This window comes from Winogradskyella flava (genome assembly GCF_014243395.1).
Classification (GTDB): Bacteria; Bacteroidota; Bacteroidia; order Flavobacteriales; family Flavobacteriaceae; genus Winogradskyella; species Winogradskyella flava.
Genome location: NZ_JACLCP010000005.1, coordinates 156906 through 173325 on the forward strand (window position 1 = coordinate 156906; position 16420 = coordinate 173325).

17 protein-coding genes are annotated in these 16420 nt (G+C 34.7%); 12 read left to right on the plus strand and 5 right to left on the minus strand.

Annotated elements, in window-relative coordinates:
- Positions 1-10 precede the first annotated feature (10 nt).
- Entirely contained in the window at positions 11-1528 is a 1518-nt protein-coding gene (gene gpmI / locus H7F21_RS14960) for a 2,3-bisphosphoglycerate-independent phosphoglycerate mutase (protein WP_185790113.1), read from the minus strand.
- Positions 1529-1792: 264 nt separating this feature from the next.
- Here gpmI and H7F21_RS14965 point away from each other — a divergent pair, with 264 nt between their 5' ends.
- Positions 1793-2188 carry an ankyrin repeat domain-containing protein gene (locus H7F21_RS14965; RefSeq protein WP_185790114.1) on the plus strand — a complete coding sequence of 132 codons (396 nt, stop codon included), beginning with the start codon at positions 1793-1795 and terminating at the stop codon, positions 2186-2188.
- A gap of 50 nt (positions 2189-2238) precedes the next feature.
- On the opposite strand, the gene H7F21_RS14970 is transcribed toward H7F21_RS14965, so the two are convergent.
- Complete coding sequence (locus tag H7F21_RS14970) at positions 2239-3006, minus strand: M48 family metalloprotease (RefSeq protein WP_185790115.1); 768 nt, start codon at positions 3004-3006, stop codon at positions 2239-2241.
- Positions 3007-3122: 116 nt separating this feature from the next.
- Here H7F21_RS14970 and H7F21_RS14975 point away from each other — a divergent pair, with 116 nt between their 5' ends.
- The gene (locus H7F21_RS14975) at positions 3123-3548 is read left to right on the plus strand and encodes a GNAT family N-acetyltransferase (RefSeq protein ID WP_185790116.1); all 426 of its coding nucleotides are present in this window, start codon (positions 3123-3125) and stop codon (positions 3546-3548) included.
- Between the two features lie 4 nt (positions 3549-3552).
- Here the strand turns inward: H7F21_RS14975 and pepE are convergent, their stop codons facing one another.
- Complete coding sequence (gene pepE, locus H7F21_RS14980) at positions 3553-4260, minus strand: dipeptidase PepE (protein ID WP_185790117.1); 708 nt, start codon at positions 4258-4260, stop codon at positions 3553-3555.
- A 161-nt stretch (positions 4261-4421) separates the two neighbouring features.
- Here pepE and H7F21_RS14985 point away from each other — a divergent pair, with 161 nt between their 5' ends.
- From H7F21_RS14985 to H7F21_RS15005, 5 genes are all read left to right on the plus strand, one after another.
- Positions 4422-5237 (plus strand): carboxypeptidase-like regulatory domain-containing protein, encoded by an 816-nt coding sequence (locus H7F21_RS14985; protein ID WP_185790118.1) that lies wholly within the window; start codon positions 4422-4424, stop codon positions 5235-5237.
- Positions 5227-6021, plus strand: coding sequence for a peptidase associated/transthyretin-like domain-containing protein (locus tag H7F21_RS14990; protein ID WP_185790119.1), 795 nt, complete (start codon positions 5227-5229; stop codon positions 6019-6021). The genes H7F21_RS14985 and H7F21_RS14990 overlap by 11 nt, the downstream gene beginning before the upstream one ends.
- A 41-nt stretch (positions 6022-6062) precedes the next feature.
- Positions 6063-6569, plus strand: coding sequence for a DUF6702 family protein (locus H7F21_RS14995; protein WP_185790120.1), 507 nt, complete (start codon positions 6063-6065; stop codon positions 6567-6569).
- Between the two features lie 63 nt (positions 6570-6632).
- Positions 6633-8930 carry a M1 family metallopeptidase gene (locus H7F21_RS15000; protein ID WP_185790121.1) on the plus strand — a complete coding sequence of 766 codons (2298 nt, stop codon included), beginning with the start codon at positions 6633-6635 and terminating at the stop codon, positions 8928-8930.
- Between the two features lie 140 nt (positions 8931-9070).
- The gene (locus H7F21_RS15005; RefSeq protein ID WP_185790122.1) at positions 9071-9814 is read left to right on the plus strand and encodes a head GIN domain-containing protein; all 744 of its coding nucleotides are present in this window, start codon (positions 9071-9073) and stop codon (positions 9812-9814) included.
- On the opposite strand, the gene gldA is transcribed toward H7F21_RS15005, so the two are convergent.
- Positions 9807-10700 carry a gliding motility-associated ABC transporter ATP-binding subunit GldA gene (gldA, locus tag H7F21_RS15010; RefSeq protein WP_185790123.1) on the minus strand — a complete coding sequence of 298 codons (894 nt, stop codon included), beginning with the start codon at positions 10698-10700 and terminating at the stop codon, positions 9807-9809. The two genes, H7F21_RS15005 and gldA, sit on opposite strands and share 8 nt — an antisense overlap.
- Before the next feature lie 375 nt (positions 10701-11075).
- On the opposite strand from gldA, the gene H7F21_RS15015 reads away from it, so the two are divergent.
- From H7F21_RS15015 to H7F21_RS15035, 5 genes are all read left to right on the plus strand, one after another.
- Positions 11076-11903, plus strand: a complete 828-nt coding sequence (locus H7F21_RS15015) for a prephenate dehydratase (protein ID WP_185790124.1) — start codon at positions 11076-11078, stop codon at positions 11901-11903.
- Positions 11900-13042: a pyridoxal phosphate-dependent aminotransferase gene (locus H7F21_RS15020; protein ID WP_185790125.1), complete on the plus strand. Its 1143-nt coding sequence runs from the start codon at positions 11900-11902 to the stop codon at positions 13040-13042. Before H7F21_RS15015 ends, H7F21_RS15020 begins: the two co-directional genes overlap by 4 nt.
- 4 nt (positions 13043-13046) lie before the next feature.
- Entirely contained in the window at positions 13047-13898 is an 852-nt protein-coding gene (locus tag H7F21_RS15025; RefSeq protein ID WP_185790126.1) for a prephenate dehydrogenase, read from the plus strand.
- Between the two features lie 21 nt (positions 13899-13919).
- Entirely contained in the window at positions 13920-15002 is a 1083-nt protein-coding gene (locus tag H7F21_RS15030; protein ID WP_185790127.1) for a bifunctional 3-deoxy-7-phosphoheptulonate synthase/chorismate mutase type II, read from the plus strand.
- Between the two features lie 148 nt (positions 15003-15150).
- Complete coding sequence (locus H7F21_RS15035) at positions 15151-15807, plus strand: carboxypeptidase-like regulatory domain-containing protein (protein ID WP_185790128.1); 657 nt, start codon at positions 15151-15153, stop codon at positions 15805-15807.
- A gap of 51 nt (positions 15808-15858) precedes the next feature.
- On the opposite strand, the gene H7F21_RS15040 is transcribed toward H7F21_RS15035, so the two are convergent.
- Positions 15859-16353 (minus strand): hypothetical protein, encoded by a 495-nt coding sequence (locus H7F21_RS15040; protein ID WP_221892490.1) that lies wholly within the window; start codon positions 16351-16353, stop codon positions 15859-15861.
- Between the last annotated feature and the right edge of the window lie 67 nt (positions 16354-16420).

Consider the following 16420-nt stretch of genomic DNA (forward strand, 5'->3'; position numbering starts at 1 on the left):
ATTACCAACTTTATACAAGACTATGTTGTGTCATGGATTCTGGTTGTGGTATACCGATTAATTTTAAAATTGTTGGTGCGATATCACCCAGAATACCATCCTCTAAGTCTTTGATATCACTGTCTATCAAAATTATAGGTACTGGATTTGTAGTATGAGCCGTATTAGGTGAGCCATCAGGATTGATCATGGTTTCACAATTACCATGATCTGCAATGAGTATAGTCGTATAGTCATTTTTCAAAGCACTTGTAACAACATCTTTAACACAAGTGTCAACAGCTTCACACGCTTTTATTGCAGCCTCCATGACTCCGGTATGGCCTACCATATCGCCGTTTGCAAAATTTAAACAAATAAAGTCAGTATCCTGACTTTCTAATTCTGGAATTAGCGCATCTCGCAATTCATAGGCACTCATTTCAGGTTTTAAATCGTAAGTGGCAACTTTAGGTGAATTTCTTAAAATTCTGGTTTCACCATTAAAAGGTTCTTCACGTCCACCTGAAAAGAAAAATGTCACGTGAGGGTATTTTTCGGTTTCGGCAATTCTTATCTGTTTTTTATTGTGCTTTTCTAATACTTCACCAAGAGTTTCTGTAAGATTTTCTTTGTTGAAAACCACATTGATACCCTTAAAGCTATCGTCATAATTAGTTAAAGTTACATAGTGTAATTTAAGCTTGTGCATGTTATGCTCATGAAAATCTTCTTGGGATAGTGCTTGTGTTAGCTGACGTCCACGATCGGTTCTAAAATTAAAAAATATAATGACATCATCTTCACTAATCTTAGCCAAAGGGTTTCCATCGTCATCAGAAACGATCATAGGCTTAAGAAATTCGTCGGTTATATTATCCTCGTAGTTGTTTTGAATAGATTTTAAAACGTTTGTAGTAACAATGCCATCTCCTTTTACAATAGCATCATAAGCAAGTTTAACACGTTCCCAGCGTTTATCTCTATCCATAGCATAGTAACGACCTGTTACAGTCGCTAGTTTCCCTGTGGTCTTTTCTAGATGATCTTGCAATTCTGAAATAAAACCATAGCCAGATTTTGGGTCAACATCTCTACCATCGGTAAACGCATGAACAAAAACCTCTTCTAAGCCAAATTCATGTGCAGCTTCTAGAAGTCCAAAAAGATGATTAATGTGCGAATGAACACCTCCATCACTTACTAATCCCAAAAAGTGAACTTTCTTAGTATTGGTTTTGGCATATTTAAAAGCATCCTGTAATACGTCCTCCTCTTGAAGCGTTTTATTTTGGACCGCAAGGTTAATTTTCACTAAATCCTGATAGACTATTCGACCAGCACCTAAATTCATATGGCCAACTTCACTATTACCCATTTGTCCTTCAGGTAAGCCTACATGAAGACCGTCAGTGCGCAAACTAGCACTAGGATATTTGCTGTAAAGTGAATCAATAAAGGGCGTTTCTGCGTTGTCTATTGCTGAAACTTTTGGGTCTGGCGATTTTCCCCAGCCGTCTAAAATCATTAGAATGACCTTTTTATTCATGTTGAAATTTTTAATGCTTTCAAAGATAACATATAGAATACTACATCTTATTTGCAATGCTACAAAATTTTGAAAAGTTATCTATATCCTAAAGTTTGATCTTATGCTTACTAGCAAAGTGTTATTTTTTGGCAACGTCTTAACAGATTTGTTATAAAACGTTAAATGTATGTTATATAACTTTTTTTGGTGTAACAGATTGAATTTTATATCGTCTATTTAGTATATCAAAAAACAAATCAATTAAATTTTAAATCTTTCATCATGAGAAAATCAGCAGTAATTTTAGCCTTAGCATTGGGCTTTTCAGTTTGTAATTTAAATGCAACAAACGACAATTTAGTTTTAGAAACTAATAATGTAACCGTTCAAACCGCAGAGGTTAATCCGCTATGTAAAGCCATTGCAAGCGGTAATACTGAACTTGTTAAAACCTTGATCAAGCAGGGAGCAGACGTTAATAAAAAATCTAACGGTATGCAACCCATTCACTATGCTGCAAAGTATAATCGAGTGGAATTGATAAAAGTTCTTATCACCGCAGGTTCTGAAATACACACGCCTTGTGACAAAGGTTATTCAGCTTTAAGGCATGCTGAGAAATCTAATGCCGTAGACGCAGCACAATTTTTGAAGCGTTTTAAAAAGAGAAATGTCTAATTATTGAAGACAATTATTTGAGTTAGTTAGTTGAAAAGAGCGTTTTAAATTTAAGACGCTCTTTTGTATTTATTAATAGCTTCCCTTATTTTTTCGATACGATTTTCTGGATCTGGATGTGTACTCTGAAACTCTGGTACTCGATTTGGGCCTGCGGCTGCTTTCAAAATTTGCATAACACCTATCATTTCTTCGGGATTGTAGCCAGCATCCATCATAAATTTCACACCAAGTTCATCACTTTCAAGTTCATCCCCGCGACCATTTTTTAAAAGTTGACCTTGACCCATTTGCTGTGCCACACCTCCCATATCTATGGCAGAACTTCCCATGGCGAGGACTTTCCAGAAATTAGCATTTGTAATACGTTCATTAGAATGTTTCCCTAATACATGTCCTATTTCATGTCCAAGAACACCAGCAAGTTGATCTTGATTCTCTAATTTTGAAAACAAGGCAAAGGTTATAAAAATTTGACCACCAGGTAATGCAAATGCATTAATGGTATTTGGATCAGCTAATAAATGAAATTCATATTGATATGGTGTGTCTTTCGCTACACTACTATTCACAAGGTTATTTCCAATATTATCAACAAGTGCTTGATACTCATTATTAGGATGCAAACCGCCGTGCTGTTGCGCCATACCAGGAGCACTTTGCAAACCAATGGAAATCTCCTCTTGTGGCGATAACGAAATCGCTTGTTTTTTGCCGGTGTAAGGATTAACTTCTTCTTGGCTACACTTTCTTAGGAATGCAAATGCAGCAACAGCTATAAAAATAAATATCCTAATTTTAAAACTTCCTCTTCTCATAATGATTGTGTTAGCGTGATAAATTTACAAAAGTTTGACACAATTTTTATTGAAAAGTCATTGGTTTTGCTTTTGCAGCTCTAAAATTTCTACTTTTATATGACAAATTGTGAGATATGAATTATCAATTTAAATTAATACCCAAAGATGACTTGGGCGTCATTATTCCTTTGGTTTTTGAACTTAATGAGGGAAAAGTGAGTATGGAAGTTCTCAAATCGAGATTCGATGAAATGAAATATCAAAATTATGAGTGTGCCGCAATATTTGATGGTAATGATGTGATTGGAGTTACCGGTCTATGGTTCTGTACACGGCATTATGTTGGGAAAGCTGTGGAGCTAGACCATGTCTACATAAAGACCGAGTACAGAAATAAAGGACTGGGCAAACAATTTATGGATTGGATATATGCTTATGCAAAAGAGAAAGGCTGTAATTCTATGGAGTTAAATACTTATGTGCAGAATTATCCGTCTCATAAGTTTTACTATAATGAGGGTTACGAAATTTGGGGCTATCATTTTTTTAGGAATATTTAAATGATTATTTCAAAAAGTCTAAATCAGAATTAGTCGGTAATTCATATGGCGCTTTGCCATACTCAAATATCCTAGCCTCTAATTTACCTCTTAAGGTGAGATGATCTCCTTTAACTTCAATCCAACTACCTTCTCTAAGACCAATGACAGGTTGTGTGTTAAACCCATGAAATTCTTTTATTCGTGTTTCTCGCGTCTCTCCCATATGTTTGCTGTCTGGATTTGGATCTAAATAATGAGGATTTATATTAAAAGGGACGAGACCAAGCGTCTTAAAACTTGGTGGATATACAATGGGCATGTCGTTGGTAGTATTCATAGTTAGTCCGCAAATATTACTTCCGGCACTTGTGCCTAGATATGGTGTTCCCTTAGTAATAGCCTTTTTTATCGAATTTAGAACATCGTTTTTATACAATTGATTCACCAATACAAATGTGTTTCCGCCACCTGTAAAAATACCCTGTGCATTTTCAATGGCTTTTTTAGGATTATCAAATTGATGTATCCCTTTTACAGATATATTAATTGCGCTAAAGGCTTTAGCAATATTTGTAGTATAATCTTCATGCGATATTCCTCCAGGTCTGGCGTAAGGAATAAACAAAATCTCATTGACAGATTTAAAATGAACTCGGAGTTCATCCATAAGATATTCTAAAGGTCCGCTGCCATGAATAGTAGAGGTACTTGCAATAATTAGTGACTTCAAAATTCTATAGTTTTTGTAAAAATAAAAGTTATTATTTATTTAATTCAAGATTAGCATGATATTAGTGAAAGTGATTTAACAAAGATTTATAAACCATTTTTTATGACATGTGAAGAAAATAGGCGAAATTTAAATTAAGTTCTAAAATCAACATAACCAACATGAAAAGAATACTACTTATAGTTCTTAGTTTTTTTGCGCTTTCAATTTATGCCCAAGACATTGAAAGGATTACTGTAAATGGGAGAATCATAGTATCTTCTGAAGATAAAGAAGGAGTAACTGTGTATAATTCCTCGTCTAATAAAGGAACGGTTACTGACAAAAAAGGAACATTCAAGATTATGGTAGCGCTTAATGATAAAATTGAGTTTGGTGCACTTCAGTTTAAAGATTTTACTGTTACTATTTCGGAAGACATTATAAAATCAAGGAAATTGACCGTCATTCTTGTGGAAGAGGTAAATAAGTTAGACGAGATTGTTCTGCTGCCTTTCGACCTAACAGGTAATTTAGGTGCAGACTTGGAAAATGTAAGAACTTACAATGTGAGTTTGGATGATGTTTATTTTGGGTTAGATCATATTGAGGATTTTGATTTCTCTCCAGATTTTAAAACCAAGGCTGATAATTTAGCGTTCAATGAGTATAATCCAAGAGTAGAGAATATGCTTAATGTGGTCAATCTGGCTGGTTTTATTGTAAGTCAAATAGCGGATATAGATAATGATAAATCAGAGGATATTGCTAATAAGGAAATAAGGAAAACACCATTCAAAGAAGCTTTGGATAAGTACAGTGCTAATTATATTCATGTGAATTTTGATATTCCTTTAGATCAAGTTGAAGCATTTATTGACTATGTAGAAGAACAAGGGATTGATAAGGAACTGCTGGCTGAAGATAAAGAAATACAATTTTTAGAGCGTATTACCCAACTGAGCAAAACCTTTTTAAAGAGAAAGAGTGAAGATTAACGTATTTGTCTTTTTGACTGTTTTTCTTTCAGTTTCTTTCTTACAAGCGCAGCGCAAAGAATTGAAAGGGCAACTTGTTGCGGATGATGATATTGAGGGCATTCATATCCAAAATAGAACGGCTGCAAAATATACCGTATCCGCTGAAGATGGGAGTTTTGTGATTTTGGCACAAGCTAACGATACGCTGTCAATTTCTGGATTAAAGTATAAGCCAAAAGAGATCGTTATTACGAAAAGTATGGAAGATGCTGGTTCTTTTTCCGTGGTACTTGTAGAGAAAATCAACGAACTAGATCAAGTCATCGTAGGAGAAATTTTAACAGGCAGTCTCGAGTCTGATCTTGAAAATTCTAAGGCCAAAACCGAAATTAACTTCTATGATTTGGGCATTCCTGGAAATACTAATTTACCACTAACACAAAATGAAAAAAAATTGAATGATGCAGATGGTGGATCTTGGGGATATATTGGTCTTGGTTTTGGGGTTAACTTTCATAAGCTTCTAAATAGAATTAGCGGTAGAACTAAAAAGCTTAAGGCTATTGTAGAATTGGATGATAGGGACAGGTGTATTAATCGCTTAAGAAGAGAGTATGAATCTATTGTCTTTGAAAACGACTCTTTAGCCAATAATTTAAAAAACGAATACTTTATGTTTTGCCAAGAAGACGACAATTTTAAAGCATTGTGTGATGAGAATAATGATTTAAAATCCATTGAGTTCTTACAAGCGAAGTTAAAAGCCTACAAGAAAAATAGGGAATCTGCCACTAAAGATTAACTTTGGAATGCTTTTTGAAATCTAACCACCAAATTTTAATTATGAAGTATTTACAACTCCTTATTGCATTTATAGTATTTCCATTAGTTACGTCTTACGATATGTCGCATGACTATTATGTAGGTGTAACAGAAATTGAGTACGCTCAGGAGCAAAAATCACTTCAAATAATTAGTCAGATATTTATTGATGATTTTGAGGAGTTATTGCGTAAAAGATATGATGAGGATATTACCCTTGCGCCAGATAATAAGCCTGAAATCATTGATGACTATGTGAACCGTTACCTCTCGGATAAACTTAAAATAAGTATTAATGGAAATCCTGTTGAGTTTATTTTTATTGGGAAAGAGTACAAAGATGATATTACATATTGTTACTTAGAAATAGAAAACGTTTCAAATATGAAATCTATAGAAGTTGTCAATAGAGTATTGTTCGATATTTTTCCAGAACAACAAAACATTGTAAGATTGAAATTATTAGGTAAGAATAAAAGTTTTTTGCTCGTTCCAGACAATGATAAATGCATGTTAAACTTTGACTAAAATCTGTTAAAGACATCCCAAAATACGTATTTTAGGCATCATTTTTAAAAATCACTAATCACAATGAGAATTTTCAAGTATTTCCTTGGTGCTTTGTTGTTTGTTTCTGCAAGTACTTTTGCACAAAACGAGATAAAGCCTGAGCGCAAACCTGGTCACACTAACCAAAATAAGTTTAAACAGTTGTATGATGAATTTGCAACACCTAACATGTTCAGAACGGGTTCGGGAGCTCCAGGTCCAGGATATTATCAGCAACAAGCAGATTACAAGATGGATATCGAAATCGATGATGTAAATGCTAAATTATATGGTAACGAAACCATAACCTATACTAATAACTCGCCTGATGAATTAAAGTATCTTTGGGTTCAGCTTGATCAAAATATGCGTGCTAAGGATTCTAAGAGTCCTTTAATAAATAGCTCAGGTATCGGCCCAGCAACTTCTGCATCTAGAGCAACAAGATCTTATCTTAAAGAACGTTTCGATGGTGGTTTTAATATAGAACATGTTAAGGATGTTAATGGTAAGGATTTACCACATAGTATTAATCGCACAATGATGCGCGTGGAGTTGCCAAAACCAATGACGACTGGAGATAAGTTTTCATTCAGCATAAAGTGGTGGTATAATATCAATGACCACGTTAAGGATGGTGGTCGTTCAGGTTATGAATATTTCGAAGAGAACGATAATAGAATTTACGTCATGGCACAGTTCTATCCAAGAATGGCAGTCTATAATGACGTAGAAGGTTGGCAAAATTCTCAATTTTGGGGGCGTGATGAGTTTGCGCTACCTTTTGGAGATTTTGACGTTAATATTACAGTTCCTGCAGATCACATTCTCGATGGAACAGGTTTTCTAACCAATAGAGCAGAAGTCTTTACAAAAGACATGATGAAGCGTTATAATCAGGCAAAGAAATCTTACGATAAGCCAGTAATGATTGTAAACCAATCAGAAGCTGAAAAAACTGAAAAGTCAAAAAGCAATAAAAAGAAAACTTGGAAATTATCTGCTCAAATGGTTCGTGATTTTGGTTTTGCGACCTCACGTAAGTTCATCTGGGATATGATGGCTGTTAAAATTGGAGACAGAGACGTTATGGCTGTTTCCATGTATTCCAAAGAGGGAAATCCATTATGGGAACAATGGTCTACTAGAACTGTTGCGAGTACGTTGAAATCATATTCTCGTATGACTTTTGATTATCCATATCATAAGGCGATTTCAGTGCACGCTCCTATGGGTATGGAATATCCAATGATATGTTACAATTTTGGACGTCCTGATAAAGAAGGGAACTACTCAGATAGAACTAAATATGGAATGATAAGTGTTATTATTCACGAAGTTGGTCATAACTTTTTCCCTATGATTGTTAATAGTGATGAGCGTCAGTGGACATGGATGGACGAAGGCTTAAACACATTTGTTCAGTATGTTGCAGAACAGGATTTTGGTGAATGGAATCCAACGGCGTTATCTCCAGGTCATGATAAATACCCATCTCGAAGAGGACCAGCAAAAAATATTGTAAGGTATATGGGAGGCAATCAAGATTATATTGCACCTATTATGACCAAAGGTCTAAATACGTATCAATTTGGTAGTAATGCTTATAGTAAGCCTGCAACAGGATTAAATATCCTTAGAGAAACGGTTATGGGGCGTGATTTATTCGATTACTCGTTTAGAGAATATGCCAATCGTTGGATGTTTAAGCACCCAACACCAGAAGATTTTTTCCGTACAATGGAAGATGCTTCTGCAGTGGATTTAGATTGGTTCTGGAGAGGGTGGTTCTATACTACGGATTATACGGATATCGGAATCAAAGAAGTGAAGAAATATGCGGTAACGAATACTCCAAACGACAATGGTAAAAAATTGGCAGAGCGTTATAACATGGATCCGAACAGTTTAGTTTACTTCATTGGAGAAGGGGATGAGGGTTATGATGAAGCTATGAAAAATGGAACTTCGATGGAAGATTTACCAACGGTGAAAGAATACATCATGGATAACTTTACACCAGAGCAACAAAAGAATATGAAGAAGTCTCCTAAGTACTTCTATCAGGTTACTTTTGATAAGCCAGGAGGATTAGTAATGCCATTAATTGTGGAGTATGAATATTCAGATGGTTCTAAGGAGAAAGTAACTTATCCTGCTCAAATTTGGAGGTTTAATGATAAAGAAGTAAGTAGAGCAGTAGCCAGTGAAAAAGAAATTGTTGGCATTACTGTAGATCCAGATTTAGAAACCGCAGATGTGGATACCTCTAACAATTCTTGGCCAAGAGAAGTTAAAGAAAGTGATTTCAATAAGTTTAAGAATAAAGTGAAAGATTAGTCTTCAAGCTTTATACAACTATAAGAAGCGCCTGTTTGTTTTAGACAGGCGTTTTGCTTTTAAAAAATGTCATATGGATTCTGAATTCCATATATTTAGGTTCGATTTTCATATGACCATTGAACAACAAAAATAAACGGATGAAACAACTATGGTTTGTCATGTTACTTTTGATCTTTGCTTGCGATAGCGAAGATGCAAATGACTGTTTTCAGACTTCGGGTAGTATTATTCAAGAGGACGTTGAGGTTAATAGTTTTGATAGGATTCTTGTTAATCGCAATGTTGAATTAATTATTTCTGAAGCTCCAGAATATACGGTTACTATTGAAACTGGTGAAAACTTATTCAATGATGTTAAAGCTGAAGTTATCGAAAATCGTTTGGTGCTTACGGACAATAATACTTGTAATTATGTAAGGGATTATGGTATTACCAAAGTTTATGTGAATGCACCTAATATAACAGAAATTAGAAACTCATCTCAATATGAAGTGTCTTCAAACGGACTTTTGAGCTATCCAGATTTAAGTTTAATTTCAGAAGATTTTAACGAGAATATCGAGTTTACGGTTGGTGATTTTAGGCTGACTGTGAATTCTGAAAGTTTGAGTGTTGTATCCAATAACATTTCTTCATTCTATCTTGATGGAGCTTCTGAAAGCCTTTCTATTGGATTTTTCTCAGGTTCTGGACGTTTTGAGGGCGAAAATCTAGTGGCTCAAAATGTAAGTATCAATCATCGTGGCAGTAACGATATGATTGTGAATCCTATTCAATCGTTAACAGGCATACTCAGAGGAACAGGAGATTTAATTTCAGTAAATGAGCCTCCAGTTGTAGATATAGAAGAAGTTTATATCGGTCAGTTGATTTTTAACTAGTCAATTCCCTAAATAAACTCTCTAAACTAGCATTTTTCTGGTTGAGCTGTAGAATCTTTAATTCATTGTCATGGGCAAAGTCAAAGACATGAGAGCGCATGTCATCCTTTGTGGAAAACGTGATTTCGTAAACAAAGTCGTGTGTGTTTTTTACAGATGTTACTTTAGGAAGCTTCAGTAGAAATGTATCTTCAACTCTATAATCAAACTCTACAACAATTATTTGTTCTTGGCCGTCTCTTAAATCTTTTAAATATTTATCTGCAACAATCTCACCTTTATTGATGATAATAACACGGTCGCACATAGCTTCAACCTCTTGCATGATATGTGTGGATAAGAAAACAGTTTTTTCCTTTCCGATAGTTCTGATCAGATTTCTAATGTCCACTAATTGATTTGGGTCCAGTCCTGTGGTAGGTTCATCTAAAATCAGTACATCTGGATTGTGTAATAAAGCGTTGGCAAGTCCTACACGCTGTCGGTACCCTTTAGATAATTGACCAATCTTTTTATGCGCCTCTGGAGTTAAACCCGTTAATTCAATTACGGCTTCAATTCTGGATTTTGAAGTGCCATACACATTGGCGTTAAAGTTTAAATACTCCTTTACATATAAGTCAGTATATAAAGGATTGTGCTCAGGCAGATATCCAACACTACGTTGTACATTTTTCTTATCTGAATTTACATTAAAGCCATTGACATTAGCAGAACCATCTGATGCTTCAATATAAGTGGTTAAAATCTTCATCATTGTAGATTTACCAGCACCATTTGGTCCCAGAAACCCAACAATTTCAGCATTACTTACCGCAAATGAAATGTCATTAAGCGCTTTCTGCTCTTTGTATAGTTTAGTGATGTTTTTAACTTCAATAGACATAGTAGAAAAAGTTTACCCAAAAATAAGTATTATATAATATTGTATGCTGTTTATTATTAAATCTTTAAAAGATAATCTGAAGCATAAAAAAGAAAGGTCAACAATTTTGATTTGTAAAAATATTAATTACATTAGCCACATAATTAGAACAATGCACACATCTAAAACATATTTTAACTGGTTTTATTTCTTTTTTAGCTAAAGGAACGAGACTAAGTATGTTTTAATAAAATATAATATTATTTAAGTCTCGATGAAAAGTCGAGACTTTTTTTTGTGAATACCTGTTTTTAAAAACTGCGAAGCGTATTAAAAACAGTGGATGAACAAATCCCGAATTTATTTCGGGATATCAAAAGATTAAAATATAGATTATTGACAAAACCAATAGCCATACAAGGAATTAAAGGCTCATTTCATCACGAGGTAGCTCAACAATACTTCAACCCTAAAACGGAAGTAGTGGAGTGCATGTCTTTTGATAGTGCGGTGGATAGTCTTTTGCAAGGCGATACAGACTATATCGTCATGGCTTTGGAGAATTCTATTGCAGGTTCCATTATTCCGAATTACGCATTAATTGATAACCATGATCTAAGCATCGTCGGTGAGTATTATTTGGATGTTCAGCATAATTTAATGGCATTATCTGGTCAGTCAATTGCGTCTATTTCAGAGGTGCATTCTCACCCTATGGCATTGTTGCAATGCAAAGTATTTTTAAAGGATTATCCGCATATAAAGTTGGTAGAAGCTAAAGATACCGCAGATGTAGCCAAACAAATTTCCGAAGAAAAAATTAAAGGTATTGCTGCTATCGCTAGTAAAAATGCTGCGAATTTGTATGGATTGGATGTTTTGGCAAAAAGTATTCAAACCATAAAGCATAACGAAACACGTTTTGCTATTATTAAGCGACAAAACCATCAAATAGAACGAAAAGAACTCAATAAGGCATCTTTAAAATTTGAATTAGACCATAAACGTGGTAGCTTAGCAACAATACTCAATGTAATGAGTGATTGTAAACTCAACCTAACCAAAATTCAATCCTTGCCAAAAATTGAAACGCCTTGGAAGTATGCTTTTTTTGTAGATGTCACTTTCGAAGATTATAAAGATTACGAAAAGGCCCAGTCAATTATGCAATTAATGGCAGAGAATTTTAAAGTGTTAGGTGAATATAAAAATGCAAGATTATGATTGAAGTCGCCAACCGTTTGAAGCATGTCGAAGAATACTACTTTTCTAAAAAGTTGAGAGAAGTCGCTTTTCTAAAATCTCAAGGAAAACCCATAATTAATCTAGGCATAGGTAGTCCAGATTTGGAACCACCTTTCAAGGCCACGATGCTATTAAAAGATAGTTTGGACGACGAAGGTGCCAATAAATATCAAAGTTATCAAGGTTTACCAGAGCTTAGAGAGGAAATAGGAAATTTTTACAAGACAAGATATAAGGTCAGTATAAGTGGTCAAACAGAAGTGTTGCCTTTACTTGGTAGTAAGGAAGGGATAATGCACATTTCCATGGCTTTTTTAAACAAAGGAGATAAAGTGTTAGTGCCAAATCCTGGCTATCCAACTTATGCGGCTGTTACAAAACTATTAGAAGCCAAGCCAATTCTATACGATTTAAAAGAAGATAATAATTGGCTGCCAGACTTTACGGCATTGGAGCGATTGGACTTGGGTAAAGTAAAGATTATGTGGATCAATTATCCTCATATGCCTACAGGCGCAAACGCTACTAATAAGTTTTATGACGAAGTTATAGCTTTTGGAAGACGCCATAATATTCTTATTGTTAATGACAATCCTTACAGTTTTGTGCTCAATGAAAAACCAATAAGTATTATGCGTTATAATAATGCGAAAGAAGTGTGCTTGGAGTTGAATTCTTTTAGCAAAACTTTTAATATGGCTGGTTGGAGAGTTGGTATGTTGGTTGGAAGTTATGAACATCTAAGTGCAGTTCTGAAGGTGAAGAGTAATATGGACTCTGGGATGTTTTACGGCATACAAAAAGGTGCTATTGAAGCCTTAAAGTGTTCGGATATGTGGTTTGTAAGTTTAAATAGCGTTTATCAACTAAGACGTGAGTTGATATGGAAATTAGCAGATGGACTTAATTGTACATATGATAAAGATACGGCAGGTATGTTTGTTTGGGCAAAGTTACCACCACATTTAAAGTCCGAAGAGTTCACGGATTTGGTATTGAAAGAGCATTCGATTTTTATAACACCAGGAACTGTTTTTGGAACTAATGGTGAAGGTTATGTGCGTTTTTCGTTATGTGCATCAGAAGAAATAATTAAAGAAGCAATAGCAAGGGTATAGGTTAATGAAGAACATTTTTATCATAGGTGTAGGTTTAATAGGTGGAAGTTTTGCTTTGGACATTAAGAGGCGAAATGCGGAATGTGTGATACATGGTATCGACCAAAATACAGCTCATCTGGATGAAGCTATAGCACTTGGTATTATTGATAAAAAGTCGGATTTCGAAGCATTAGGTAAAGCTGATGTGGTGATTGTTGCGATTCCTGTGGATGCCACCTTAAATGTATTACCAGAAGTTTTGGATAAAGTTTCAGATGAAGCTATTGTCTTTGATGCCGGTTCAACCAAAGAGGATATATGCTTAAAGGTGAAAAATCATCCTAAACGCAGGAATTATTTAGCAGCACATCCCATTGCTGGTACTGAACATTCTGGTCCAAGTGCTGCGATTCATGATTTGTATAAAGATAAGACGAACATCATTTGCGAGGTTGAAGAAACTGCTTTTAAGCTTCAAGAAAAAGCATTGAAGTTATTTGCAGAACTAGGGATGCGCATTCGATATATGAATCCAAAAGCGCATGACAAGCACATAGCTTATGTCTCTCATTTATCGCACATCAGCTCATTTATGTTGGGTAAAACAGTGATTGACAAAGAAAAGAACGAACGCGATATTTTTGATATGGCTGGAAGTGGCTTTGAAAGTACCGTGCGTTTGGCAAAAAGCTCGCCAGCAATGTGGACACCTATTTTTCAACAGAACAAAACCAATGTTATAGAGACTTTAGATGAGTACATTAATAATTTAAAACATTTTAAAAAGTTGATGGAAGATGGAGATTTTGAAGCGGTTTATAGCGAAATGGAAACAACGAATCATATAAAAGATATATTAAACGGAATACAATAGAACATTAGATTAATTAGCAAAATGGAGAATAAAAAAGAATTGAGGAATTGGCTAGATGCATTTAACTTAGAACATCCACTAGTTATCGCGGGGCCTTGCAGTGCAGAAACGGAAGAACAAGTATTAAATATAGCACATCAGCTAAAAGATAGCGATGCCACGGTTTATAGAGCTGGTATTTGGAAACCAAGAACACGACCAGGAAATTTTGAAGGCGTAGGCGCATTAGGGTTAAAATGGCTTCAGAAAGCAAAAGAAGAAACAGGTATGATGATTACCACTGAGGTAGCGAATGCCAACCATGTGGAGCTGGCTTTAAAGCACGATGTGGATATCCTTTGGATAGGTGCACGCACAACGGTAAGTCCATTTATTGTACAAGATATTGCGGATGCTTTGAAAGGAACCGACAAACCTGTATTGATTAAAAACCCTGTAAATCCTGATTTGTCTTTGTGGTTAGGAGCTGTGGAGCGTTTTTATACCGCAGATGTTAAGAATTTAGGTGTGATTCATAGAGGATTTTCTACTTACGAAAAGACACGTTATAGAAATAATCCAGAATGGCAAGTGGCTGTAGATTTACAAAATCGTTTTCCAGATTTACCGTTGATTTTAGATCCGTCGCATATTGCAGGACGTCGTGATATAATATTCGATTTAAGTCAAACAGCATTAGACCTAAACTACGATGGTTTAATGATAGAAACACATCACGATCCTGATAATGCATGGAGTGATGCGGCACAACAGATTACACCAGAGACTTTAATAAAGTACACAGAAGATTTAAAAATTCGTAAAGAGGCTGCAGATGATGCGGCATTCAACAACAGAATAAATACCTTAAGAACTCAGATAGATGTGATTGACCACCAGTTAATCGAGATGCTAGGGAAGCGAATGAACGTTGCCGATGATATTGGTCAATTGAAAAAAGATCACAACGTTGCGGTTTTACAGTCCAAACGTTGGAATGAAATCTTGGGTAAAATGATTCTTCAAGGCGAAGAGAAAAATTTAAGTGAAGAATTTATTCTTAGGGTGTTTAAAGCTATTCACCAAGAATCGATTAACCATCAAGAAGAGATTATTAATCACTAGATTACATGCGTAATTGGAAAAAGGCTTGCATTTTGCGAGCCTTTTTTGTTGGGTACGTTTACTCATTAAACAGTAGGATTAACTCATTGCTTATTTTTTGAAGTAATCTTATGACTTAGGTTTGGTCTATTAACTAAAACCAATACTCATGAAAAAAATTACATTTCTATTAGCTGCCCTAAGTTTCTCAATGCTATCATTTTCTCAAATTATAATAAAAGGTATAGTGCAGAATGATTCTATGGCTTTAGAATCTGCAAATATTATTATTAAAAATTCGAAAAAGGGGACAGCAACAAATAGTAAAGGACAATTTAGAATTGAGGCTAAAAAAGGAGATACCTTATCTGTATCTTATTTAGGGTACGAAACCAAAGATATTGTACTTGATGATGATACAACTTATAAAATTAGATTAGAAGAAAGTAATCAGCTTGATGAAGTTGTTGTTAATGCATATGATCAAGGTTTAAAAACTAATTGCAGAACAACATGCACTGTAGTTTCTCGATGTGGCATATGTACTGTAGGCATAGAGATAGCCTTTATTGAAAGTTATGAAGGTATCAAACTTTATCCAAACCCATCTTCAGATGGGATATTTCAGATTAAGCTTAATAATGATTACAATGAGGTGAAAATTTTAGTAGCCAATATTAATGGTCAAATAATTCAAAATACAACTCATCAAATGAATGGAGAAAAGCTAAATTTAGATTTATTTGAATATGCCATTGGAATATATATTGTCAATATTATGGCGGATGGTCAGCATCTTGAAGCAATAAAGGCAATAAAGAGCTAAAAGTTAAAAAGGCTCGCAATTTGCGGGCCTTTTTTATTGTTGTATAGTATTTTATATACTTCGCTTAAAAGTATATCTCGTAATAAAGATCCCTTGTCCATCACCTTTACCACCAGAGCTTTCAACACCAGTATTGATAAACGCCAATTCCCAGCCTTCAGCAATCATAGTATTTACTTTAGAGGTCATTATGGCATCATTAGCCGCGATGTTTTGAAAACGAATACCACCAAGATTATAGAAATTTAATAATTTGGTTTCTTCATATTCTTTGGTTCTAATTTCACCGCGCTTAGACTTGTTTTTCTCGTCTTTATCTTTTTCACCAGATCTTACAGTAGTATATTCTTTATAATCCTTTGTTTCGTTAACAGAGATCATACGAGAACGTCCTAATCCATTAGGAACGATGGATTCTACGACCGTTACAACTCTGTACTCTACTTGTGCAACAGGTTTTTCTTCGTTAGAAGCATCTTTGTTGATAAAAGAAAACGACACTAGTCCAACAGCAATAGCTGCGATAAATAAGAAATTTTTTTTCATGATTGTTGATTTTTGTTTTATGCCATTAAAATAAAGACTTTTTAGTTAAAAGTCGTTACTTTGTTAT

Coding starts and splice junctions, on each gene's coding strand:
- gpmI (WP_185790113.1), bottom strand. CDS start 1,528: ATGAATAAAAAGGTCATTCTAATGATTTTAGACGGCTGGGGAAAATCG.
- H7F21_RS14965 (WP_185790114.1), top strand. CDS start 1,793: ATGAGAAAATCAGCAGTAATTTTAGCCTTAGCATTGGGCTTTTCAGTT.
- H7F21_RS14970 (WP_185790115.1), bottom strand. CDS start 3,006: ATGAGAAGAGGAAGTTTTAAAATTAGGATATTTATTTTTATAGCTGTT.
- H7F21_RS14975 (WP_185790116.1), top strand. CDS start 3,123: ATGAATTATCAATTTAAATTAATACCCAAAGATGACTTGGGCGTCATT.
- H7F21_RS14985 (WP_185790118.1), top strand. CDS start 4,422: ATGAAAAGAATACTACTTATAGTTCTTAGTTTTTTTGCGCTTTCAATT.
- H7F21_RS14995 (WP_185790120.1), top strand. CDS start 6,063: ATGAAGTATTTACAACTCCTTATTGCATTTATAGTATTTCCATTAGTT.
- H7F21_RS15000 (WP_185790121.1), top strand. CDS start 6,633: ATGAGAATTTTCAAGTATTTCCTTGGTGCTTTGTTGTTTGTTTCTGCA.
- H7F21_RS15005 (WP_185790122.1), top strand. CDS start 9,071: ATGAAACAACTATGGTTTGTCATGTTACTTTTGATCTTTGCTTGCGAT.
- gldA (WP_185790123.1), bottom strand. CDS start 10,700: ATGTCTATTGAAGTTAAAAACATCACTAAACTATACAAAGAGCAGAAA.
- H7F21_RS15020 (WP_185790125.1), top strand. CDS start 11,900: ATGATTGAAGTCGCCAACCGTTTGAAGCATGTCGAAGAATACTACTTT.
- H7F21_RS15025 (WP_185790126.1), top strand. CDS start 13,047: ATGAAGAACATTTTTATCATAGGTGTAGGTTTAATAGGTGGAAGTTTT.
- H7F21_RS15030 (WP_185790127.1), top strand. CDS start 13,920: ATGGAGAATAAAAAAGAATTGAGGAATTGGCTAGATGCATTTAACTTA.
- H7F21_RS15035 (WP_185790128.1), top strand. CDS start 15,151: ATGAAAAAAATTACATTTCTATTAGCTGCCCTAAGTTTCTCAATGCTA.
- H7F21_RS15040 (WP_221892490.1), bottom strand. CDS start 16,353: ATGAAAAAAAATTTCTTATTTATCGCAGCTATTGCTGTTGGACTAGTG.